This is a genomic window from Ornithinibacillus halophilus, from assembly GCF_900129485.1.
GTDB classification, from domain to species: domain Bacteria; phylum Bacillota; class Bacilli; order Bacillales; family Amphibacillaceae; genus Ornithinibacillus; species Ornithinibacillus halophilus.
In genome coordinates, this window is the sequence record NZ_FQVW01000075.1 from 1 (window position 1) to 9,059 (window position 9,059).

A 9,059-nucleotide genomic window follows, 5' to 3' on the forward strand; every position below is an offset into this window, starting at 1 on the left:
AAAGTTTGTCTATAATTGACACCAATCAATTATAGGTAAGTTCTTAGCTACTAGAAGCAATGCTTCTAGGTTTTTTATAAAGAAAAACAGGGTTGTTTTTCTCTTGGCAAACTAAAAGTTTTACAACTTCTAGTTTGCATAAGTTCAACTTTGCTTTTCGCCATCACTGGCGATAAGTCTAGTTTCCCTAAACATACTGGTTGTTTTGTTCAGTTTTCAAAGAGCAAATATTTCGAGGTGCTTTTTTAAAAGCAACTTTTATAATATATCAAACAAGCAATTGAATGTCAACAACTTTTTTTGATATTTTTATTCGCCAATAACAGCGACTTAATAAATATAACATTTTTCGACAAAATTCGTCAAGTTATTTTTAAAGAAAGATTAAAAACTGTAAATCTATAATACAATCGAAATCTATCTTAATCAATAGAGTATATTGTATTAGTTGAACCTAATTATGATAAGAATTTCCAATCCATAAAATGACTAACTTTTAGTTAAGTATGGAATTAATTGTCGAATAACAAGTTACTAAATATCACATAATACCTCTATGACTGCTTTTAAGTGAGGGAGATTATATGAAGAGTAAGGTAATTACATTAATCATACCTATATTAATGATTACTTCTTATATGGTAAACGCTAAAGAAGAAAAACATCCACCAGAACCAACAACAATTGAAACATACCAAGAAGATGTGACTGGCGACGGTCATAAAGAAGAATTAATGTTGAAAGGAACATTATTCTCATCTGATTCTGAATACTATCGAGACCTTCAATTAATTATTACAACCCATAAAAATAAGTCTTGGGAAATAAATTATAATGGTGGATACAAACCAAAGCTTAAATTTATGGATTTAAATCATGACTCGGTAAATGAAATATTGTTTCAGAGTGCAACTGGTGGAAATGGGGGAGTTCATCATTATAATTTGCACACATTAATACAATATAAACTATTAGAAATCCCCCTACCAAAACAAGAATATGTATCAGGAGAATTTAAGGAAGACTTTCAGGTTGAAATTAAGTTTTCACCTGTTTCTGATCCTACTCTTGTTAATGTAGAAAAAAATGCTAGTCACTATGCTAAAAGAGGAATTTACAATAGAGAAGGCCAGTTATTAAAGAAAACCTCAGTGATTGTTGATCCAATTGCATACTTTGAACCATTTTATATTAGTGAGAGCAAAGGATATGGTTTAAAAAGCTTTCAACAAATAAGTGGTACAGATCATTCCGATCAACTCGGAACTATTGAATCTCTATGGTATTATGAACGCGACAAATGGATCATTGTTCAATCCGAATGGATCCCATCAGAAGAGAATAACTAAAATAAAGAGGATTACCTAAAACATGTAGGTAATCCTCTCTTTAGTTAATTTGCTACTATATTTACTAGCTTTCCTGGGACAACAATTACTTTTCGTACCGTTTTTCCTTCAATCCATTCTTTTATCGTTTCATCTTCTAGTGCTTTTTCTTCTAACTCTTCTTTTGAAATGTCTTTTGATACACTAATTTTCGAACGAACTTTCCCCATAACTTGAAGGACAACCTCTACCTCATCTTCAACCAATTTAGATTCATCATATGCTGGCCATTGTTCATAAGTAATTGTATCTTTGTGGCCTAGTAGGCTCCATAATTCTTCGGTAATATGTGGAGCAATAGGAGCAAGCATTTTAACGAATCCTTCAACAAACTCTTTTGGTAGCTTTTCAGCTTTATACCCTTCATTAATAAATACCATCATTTGTGAAATCCCAGTATTAAAATGAAGGTTCTCGAAATCCTCGGTAACTTTTTTCACAGTTTCATGATAGACACGTTCTAATGAGGAATTATTATTTTCATCACTGACCTTTTCAGAAATTGATCCATCCTCATTAACAAACAAACGCCATACACGATCTAGAAAACGGCGAGCTCCATCAAGTCCATTTGTTGACCAAGCAACAGATGCATCTAATGGTCCCATAAACATTTCGTAAAGTCTTAGCGTGTCAGCTCCATGGGAAGTGACGATGTCATCAGGATTAACTACATTCCCTTTAGATTTACTCATTTTCTCATTACCTTCACCAAGAATCATTCCTTGGTTAAACAACTTCGTAAATGGTTCTTTCGTTGGAACAACACCAATATCATAAAGGAATTTATGCCAAAAACGTGCGTATAGCAAGTGAAGGACTGCATGCTCTGCACCACCAATATAAATATCGATCGGCATCCATTCTTTAAGTGCTTCTGGATCAGCTAATTTTTCAGTATTATCAGGGTCAACATAACGTAAGAAATACCAACAACTTCCAGCCCACTGAGGCATTGTATTCGTTTCACGACGACCTTTCATTCCAGTTTCAGGGTCAACGACATTAACCCAATCACTATTAGCTAATGGAGACTCCCCTGTTCCTGATGGTTTAATATCCTCCATAACAGGTAATTCTAACGGTAATTCTTCATCAGGAACAGCAGTCATTGAACCATCTTCCCAATGAATAATAGGAATCGGCTCTCCCCAATAACGTTGTCTAGAGAATAACCAGTCACGCAAGCGATACGTAACTTTTCTTGTTCCCTTTTCATTTGCTTCTAGCCAATCAATCATTTTCGAAATCGCTTCATCTTTTCCTAAGCCATTTAGAAAATCTGAATTTACATGCTCGCCATCACCAGTATAGGCCTCTTTAGAGACATCACCACCGGCAACAACTTCTATGATTGGCAATTCAAATTTTGTTGCAAATTCATGGTCTCGTTCATCATGACCAGGAACAGCCATAATTGCACCTGTTCCGTAACTCATCAATACATAATCGGCAACCCAAATTGGCATTTTTTCATTATTAACCGGATTAATAGCATAAGCCCCTGTAAAGACACCTGTTTTATCTTTGGCTAAATCTGTACGTTCTAAATCAGACTTCGTTTGTACTTCATTTAGGTAAGTTTTTACTGCTTCTTGTTGTTCTTTAGAAACAATTTTCTCCACAAATGGATGTTCTGGTGCCAATACAGCGTATGTTGCGCCAAATAGTGTATCGGGTCTTGTTGTAAATACTGTAAAATTCTCATCATGTCCATCTATATCAAAGGTTACTTCTGCACCTTCTGAACGACCAATCCAATTACGTTGCATATCTTTAAGGCTTTCTGGCCAATCTAGTTCATCTAAATCTTCCAATAGACGATCAGCATACGCAGTAATTTTCAACATCCATTGTCTCATTGGTTTACGTACTACTGGATGGCCACCGCGTTCACTTTTACCATCAATAACTTCTTCATTCGCAAGAACTGTTCCTAATGCTGGACACCAATTTACAGCAACTTCATCAATATAAGCCAAATCTTTCTCATAAAGCTTTTTAAATATCCATTGGGTCCACTTATAATAATTTGGATCTGTCGTGTTAACTTCACGGTCCCAATCATAAGAAAATCCTAGTTCTTGTATTTGTCTTTTAAAGGTCGCAATATTTTTCTCCGTAAATTCTGCAGGACTATTTCCAGTATCAAGTGCATATTGTTCTGCCGGAAGTCCAAAAGCATCCCACCCCATTGGATGCAACACCTCATACCCTTGCATTCGTTTCATGCGTGAAAGAATGTCGGTAGCAGTATATCCTTCCGGGTGCCCAACATGTAGTCCTGCACCTGAAGGATATGGGAACATATCTAGCGCATAGAATTTCTCTTTCTCTGAAAAAGTATTTGTCTTAAATGTTTTATTTTCAGCCCAGTAATTTTGCCATTTCTTTTCAATTTCTTTGTGATTAAAACTCATCTATTTTCCTCCTTTTTGAATTATGTAATAAGAAAAGCGCAAGCGCTATCTCTGAATTTCTAATTTCATACCTCAATCAAAAAAGCCTCTCATCCCTAAGAAAGGGACGAGAAGCTTATAACTCCCGCGGTGCCACCCAAATTAACGTAATATACGTTCACTTGAATCCTTAACGCGGATAAACGTCAGAAATTACTAATGGTTCACTTCTGCAACATTAAAGGTGAGTTCATAATTATTCAGCGACAGTTTTCACCAACCACTGCCTCTCTACGCCTGAAATAAATTATTACTAGTCCTTCGCATCGTTTTTAAATATTTAAATCAAATTGTATGGAATCCATTGCTATTTGTCAAGGTATATTCTTCATTATTGCTAAATATCTCCTTTTTCATACACTTTTTCCATCCAACTGACGATATCCAATCCATACGCTTCCCTAATTTCTTCGACTGATTGTTTTACAAGGACTCGACCATCACGTAGTAATACCACCTCATCAAGTATTGGTTCTACTTCTTTTATCTCATGGGTAGTAATTAGAACTGTTTGGGTTGATAAGTCCACAAATTGAATCATTCCTTTTAATATTGCCTTTCTCACTAATGGATCTAGTCCAGAAAATGGTTCGTCTAGTAAAATATATGGAGCATTTCTAGATAGTGTGACAGCTATTTTTAACCTATTCCTATTTCCTTTAGATAGATACTTTATTTTTTGTTCTAATTTCAACTTCATAAAATCTATAATTTGCAACGCTTTTTCTGTATCAAAATCTGCAAACTGACTTTCATAATATCGAATCAATTCTTCAATCGTGAAATAGGGAAAATAATAATCGGCATCTGTTAAATAAGCAAGTTTAGAACTTATTCTTCTAGTAACCTTTTCCGAATCGATTAGAACATCCCCTGATGATGGTCTCAATAATCCAGATAATAACTTTAATAATGTTGTTTTGCCACTACCGTTTTCCCCAATAATACCGATAATCTTTCCCGTCTCTAGTTTAATAGAACAATTATCCAGTGATTTTGTAATTAAGAAACGTTTCGATACATTATTGACCTCTATCATCACTCTTCATCCCCTTGCAGTTTAATACTCATTACCATTTCCTCTTTGTTGTATCCCATTTCTTGCATATTCTTCATGAAATGGTGAACAATTTCCCTTTTTTTATCATCCCTTAAAGTTTCTAATCGTTCACTATTACTAGTAACAAATGTGCCTTGTCCTCGTTTGGTTTCTACTATTGCTTCATACTCTAATTCTCTATACACACGTTGAATCGTATTAACGTTTACACCAACATCAACCGCATATTCTCTTACAGAAGGAAGTTTCTCTCCAGCTTTCCTTTGACCACGAACGATTTCACCTATAATTCGATTCATAAGTTGTAAATAGATTGGTTCATTTGGATTAAAATTAACCATATTAAGCCTCCATTTTACGGTCCAACATATAGACAGATAAAAAATACATTATGACTGCCACAATTCCATGAAAAACAAAAGTTCCGATTTGGAAACTAGCAACTAGCCGGATATCCATATCTGGATGAACCCAATTCTCAAATGGAGTGACATATCCCCATTCAGTTATGAACTGATAGAAACTCGTATCCGTAAAATAAGAAGATAGGTGGAGAGTAGACAATAAGATTAGAAAAATTAATACCATACTCAATTTTCCAATGTACACTTTCCATACTTGGTGTAAAGTCCAAAGAAATAAGCCGAATATGGCAAAGAATATAGAAACAAAAAGGATGACAAAAGACACAAATAAATAATAATAAATCATTTCAAAAGTTGATAATGAATAGAGATCCCATACGATTTCAAACACCGTGAACAATAAAATGGTGATTAATATATACAAGAAAAAAATAGTAATACTAAAGACAAATTTACTTAATAATAATTTGTTTGCAGAATGAGGGTTATGCAAGAAAGTCTGTAGTTGAATTACTTCTGAGTTCAGACTATAAATTACGGTTGCAGGAATGATGATAATCGCCAAGAAGAAGACACTCTCCAACCCACTTAAGAATGATAAAACATGATAACTTGTAACAACTAACATAAGTACAGCCAATCCACTCATTAAAAGTAAAAATCCATTCATCATTTTCCATTCTTTAAACAACAATCCCCGAAAAGCTTTATCCATAATAATCTCCCCTGCACTAGTGTTATAGTTAAATATTACACTAGTTCATTTTCAAGTGTCAACTCTTTCATGATAAAATGAAGAAAAAACAGGAGTAGAGCTATGTTAAAAATACTAGATTATGCCCACCATTTAATGTCTAAAGCGATTAACCAAGGGGAAACAGCCATTGATGCTACATGCGGAAACGGAAACGATACCATTAAATTAAGTGAGATAGTTGGAGAAAATGGGAAAGTCCTTGCTTTTGACATTCAACAACAAGCAATTAAAAATACAAAAAAGCGATTAGCAGAACAAGGCATTTCCAATGTAGAAGTAATTCATGATAGTCACGCAAACGTAGAGGAGCATTTAAATCCTGAAGATCGAATTGGAGGAGCTATTTTTAACTTAGGTTATTTACCTAAAGGGGATAAGACAGTTATCACTGAGGCAACCACTACGATCGAAGCCATTGACAATATACTTACCTATTTAAAAGAAAATGGAATTGTAGTTGTCGTTATTTATCATGGTCATCCTGGTGGTGAAACAGAAAAAGATGCTGTAATTGATTACACAACATCATTAGATCAAAAATCCTATCATGTATTACGCTATGAATTTATCAATCAAAAAAATAACCCTCCATTTGTCATCGCAATCGAGAAAAGATAATTAAGGAGATAAAAACCCATTCGGAACAAAACGAATGGGTTTATTACTATTTCTTCCATCGATTATACATTTTAATATTCCAATAAAAGATCTTAGCACTTCTTCCACTATGGTCGAGCAATAGATTTGTTAAAACCTCACCATTCTTAAGTTGATTTACCTTAGAGTCTGTCAAGTATAATCCAATTAATCCTTGATAAATCATCTGATGAAACTTTTGATCAGGTAATCCTTTAATGGATGAAGCTGCTTCTTGCATCACATATAGGAATCGCTTCCTCATAATTGTTTCATTAGGGTAGTAGAAACAAAAATTCAAATCTCCTTCTTCATCATCCTCTTGTTGGTCGATGAAATAATCTAACAAAATATGTAAGCATTGCATATATGGGAAATAACTTTGATAGATACGATCTACCAAATTCATTGATAGTTTCCCACCTAACGCGTATGAAATAATACAAAAGATACCTAAAGTAGAACCAGCAGCAGCAGAAAACTCATACCAACTTAAGTCCGGTACCTCTTCTTTATATCTTTCATACCAAGAAGTAAGCCGTGGTACTCTATCTTCTATAACAACATGCTTATGTACTTGTAAGTCAGTATACATTTCCTCTAATTGAATCAAACGAGACTTTACAGCTGAGTAGTCCAACAAATCCCTCATTACTTCTTGACAAGTTGAAACTAACTCCAGTAAATATCCCCCGTCTTCCTGGTTTTCTCGTAACCGATAGTAGTTTTTAGGCACTGACTCCATACTTAACGCATCCTTCATCGCATCGTGAAGAAGGCGAAAATCTGCAGGATCCATCGAAGTACTCCGATCACACAGGTTATCCAAATAATCACTAATTGTTTGGTACGCAACGATGAATTTTATTGCTTTTTTCCAAGAATCTCCTGCAAGCATCGAAAAAACACTCCCCCCCTGACAGTGAAAACGTTTGGATTGAATGCTAGCGAGTGCTTGATTCCTCAATTCATTGTCTGGAATTTCATTTGCTCGTCTCTCCCAGTATGACACCTCCTTATTCACTTGTGGGAAGATTTTTCGATACATATTGTTCAGTAGTGCTGCTGAATTAGTAGGAATCTTGTCCATCGGTTCATTTCCCCCATTTTCGTACAATTTGCTATACTAACTATATCATCATATTTTAGAGGAGGACGCAATGGTTATGTTAAGTCATTATAAAAATTACAATCCATCCATTCATAAATCGGCTTTTGTAGCTAAGGATGCCGTTATAACTGGAGATGTCACAATTGATGAGGAGTCTAGTATTTGGTTCAAAACAGTTATCCGTGGAGACGTTGCACCTACAAAAATCGGGAAGAGAGTAAGTATTCAGGATTTATGCATGCTCCACCAAAGTCCTAATAATCCACTAATTGTAGAAGATGATGTTACAGTAGGTCATCAAGTCACTTTACATTCAGCTATTGTTAGAAAGAATGCATTAGTAGGGATGGGTTCTATCATTTTAGATGGGGCTGAAATTGGTGAAAGTGCATTTGTTGGTGCTGGTAGTTTGGTACCACCAGGAAAAAAAGTTCCTCCACATACTTTAGTAATGGGAAGGCCAGCAAAAGTTGTACGCAAACTAACAGAGGATGATTATAAAGAAATGGAACGAGTCAGGAAATCCTATGTTGAAAAAGGACATTATTATAAAACAGAAACAGACCTTGGATTAGATTTTTAATTCGATAATTTTGGACATTTATTCTGCTATTCGAACAATAATTGGACTTTTTAAAGCATGTTCGGACATATATTCCGTTATTCTTCTAAATTTCCCCAGTATTTCATCAAAAAGTATGAAATAAGGTACTAAATGTCCGAAAAAAGCTAATTTAACTTATATTTCCTAAACTTAGTGGATTAAATGTCCACTGAGCCCTAACTAACTCACAAACCCAAGGAGGCTGGGACAAAAGTATTTTAGATGAATCAAAATCCGAACAATAGTTGTTCGGATTTTTGAAATTAAGAGTGAATGTTAGAGGTGGCGTAAATTCTACCGCTACGGAAAATATACTTCGCTAGTATTGGCATCAACTTTAAATTTAAAAGTATTGCAATTTAGATTGTTGATTGGAGCGGATGGCAGTCGACTCCTTGAAAATGCATTTCCATTTGCATTTTCTGCGTGCGATGCTCCTCTGACGTAGCCTTCCTTGTCCTGCGGGAACAGCACGTGTCTGAAGACCCCACAAAGATGCACCTGCGTCTACTAGCAAATCATAGAAGTTAATTCCTCGGTACAAGGCAGCAAAGAAGATTATTCAAGTAGTAGCCTGGCTGAAGCCGTGCCCGGCGGCAAAGAAGACACTGTGAAATCGACCGAAGGAAGATTGAACAGATGTCGCCCTTGTGCTGGAAGTGAAAGCGACTGCCAGCAG

Annotated in this window: 8 protein-coding genes and 1 other annotated feature; of the genes, 3 read left to right on the forward strand and 5 right to left on the reverse strand. The window is 35.2% G+C overall.

Annotation, left to right across the window (positions count from 1 at the left end; genetic code table 11):
- The first annotated feature begins 584 nt into the window (after positions 1-584).
- Positions 585-1,349 carry a hypothetical protein gene (locus tag BUB12_RS16610; protein ID WP_072892028.1) on the forward strand — a complete coding sequence of 255 codons (765 nt, stop codon included), beginning with the start codon at positions 585-587 and terminating at the stop codon, positions 1,347-1,349.
- A gap of 44 nt (positions 1,350-1,393) precedes the next feature.
- Here the strand turns inward: BUB12_RS16610 and leuS are convergent, their stop codons facing one another.
- The 4 genes from leuS to BUB12_RS16630 all read right to left on the reverse strand — a co-directional run bounded on the left by leuS (position 1,394) and on the right by BUB12_RS16630 (position 5,987).
- A complete protein-coding gene (leuS, locus tag BUB12_RS16615) occupies positions 1,394-3,808 on the reverse strand; it encodes a leucine--tRNA ligase (RefSeq protein ID WP_072892029.1) in 2,415 nt (804 codons plus the stop codon).
- Positions 3,809-3,907: 99 nt separating this feature from the next.
- Positions 3,908-4,123: a binding site (T-box leader), on the reverse strand.
- Between the two features lie 61 nt (positions 4,124-4,184).
- On the reverse strand, positions 4,185-4,886 hold the full coding sequence (locus tag BUB12_RS16620; RefSeq protein ID WP_072892030.1) for an ATP-binding cassette domain-containing protein: 702 nt from the start codon (positions 4,884-4,886) through the stop codon (positions 4,185-4,187).
- Entirely contained in the window at positions 4,886-5,248 is a 363-nt protein-coding gene (locus tag BUB12_RS16625) for a GntR family transcriptional regulator (RefSeq protein ID WP_072892031.1), read from the reverse strand. The genes BUB12_RS16620 and BUB12_RS16625 overlap by 1 nt, the downstream gene beginning before the upstream one ends.
- 1 nt (position 5,249) lies before the next feature.
- The gene (locus BUB12_RS16630) at positions 5,250-5,987 is read right to left on the reverse strand and encodes a hypothetical protein (protein WP_072892032.1); all 738 of its coding nucleotides are present in this window, start codon (positions 5,985-5,987) and stop codon (positions 5,250-5,252) included.
- Between the two features lie 102 nt (positions 5,988-6,089).
- Here BUB12_RS16630 and BUB12_RS16635 point away from each other — a divergent pair, with 102 nt between their 5' ends.
- Positions 6,090-6,647 (forward strand): tRNA 5-(aminomethyl)-2-thiouridylate-methyltransferase MnmM, encoded by a 558-nt coding sequence (locus BUB12_RS16635; RefSeq protein ID WP_072892033.1) that lies wholly within the window; start codon positions 6,090-6,092, stop codon positions 6,645-6,647.
- A 46-nt stretch (positions 6,648-6,693) separates the two neighbouring features.
- Here the strand turns inward: BUB12_RS16635 and BUB12_RS16640 are convergent, their stop codons facing one another.
- Positions 6,694-7,755, reverse strand: coding sequence for a tetraprenyl-beta-curcumene synthase family protein (locus tag BUB12_RS16640; RefSeq protein ID WP_072892034.1), 1,062 nt, complete (start codon positions 7,753-7,755; stop codon positions 6,694-6,696).
- Positions 7,756-7,831: 76 nt separating this feature from the next.
- Here BUB12_RS16640 and BUB12_RS16645 point away from each other — a divergent pair, with 76 nt between their 5' ends.
- Entirely contained in the window at positions 7,832-8,359 is a 528-nt protein-coding gene (locus BUB12_RS16645) for a gamma carbonic anhydrase (protein WP_072892035.1), read from the forward strand.
- Positions 8,360-9,059: the final 700 nt, after the last annotated feature.

Excerpts from the sequence above, each read along its gene's own strand:
- BUB12_RS16610 (WP_072892028.1), top strand. The coding sequence starts at position 585 with ATGAAGAGTAAGGTAATTACATTAATCATACCTATATTAATGATTACT.
- leuS (WP_072892029.1), bottom strand. The coding sequence starts at position 3,808 with ATGAGTTTTAATCACAAAGAAATTGAAAAGAAATGGCAAAATTACTGG.
- BUB12_RS16620 (WP_072892030.1), bottom strand. The coding sequence starts at position 4,886 with ATGATAGAGGTCAATAATGTATCGAAACGTTTCTTAATTACAAAATCA.
- BUB12_RS16625 (WP_072892031.1), bottom strand. The coding sequence starts at position 5,248 with ATGGTTAATTTTAATCCAAATGAACCAATCTATTTACAACTTATGAAT.
- BUB12_RS16630 (WP_072892032.1), bottom strand. The coding sequence starts at position 5,987 with ATGGATAAAGCTTTTCGGGGATTGTTGTTTAAAGAATGGAAAATGATG.
- BUB12_RS16635 (WP_072892033.1), top strand. The coding sequence starts at position 6,090 with ATGTTAAAAATACTAGATTATGCCCACCATTTAATGTCTAAAGCGATT.
- BUB12_RS16640 (WP_072892034.1), bottom strand. The coding sequence starts at position 7,755 with ATGGACAAGATTCCTACTAATTCAGCAGCACTACTGAACAATATGTAT.
- BUB12_RS16645 (WP_072892035.1), top strand. The coding sequence starts at position 7,832 with ATGTTAAGTCATTATAAAAATTACAATCCATCCATTCATAAATCGGCT.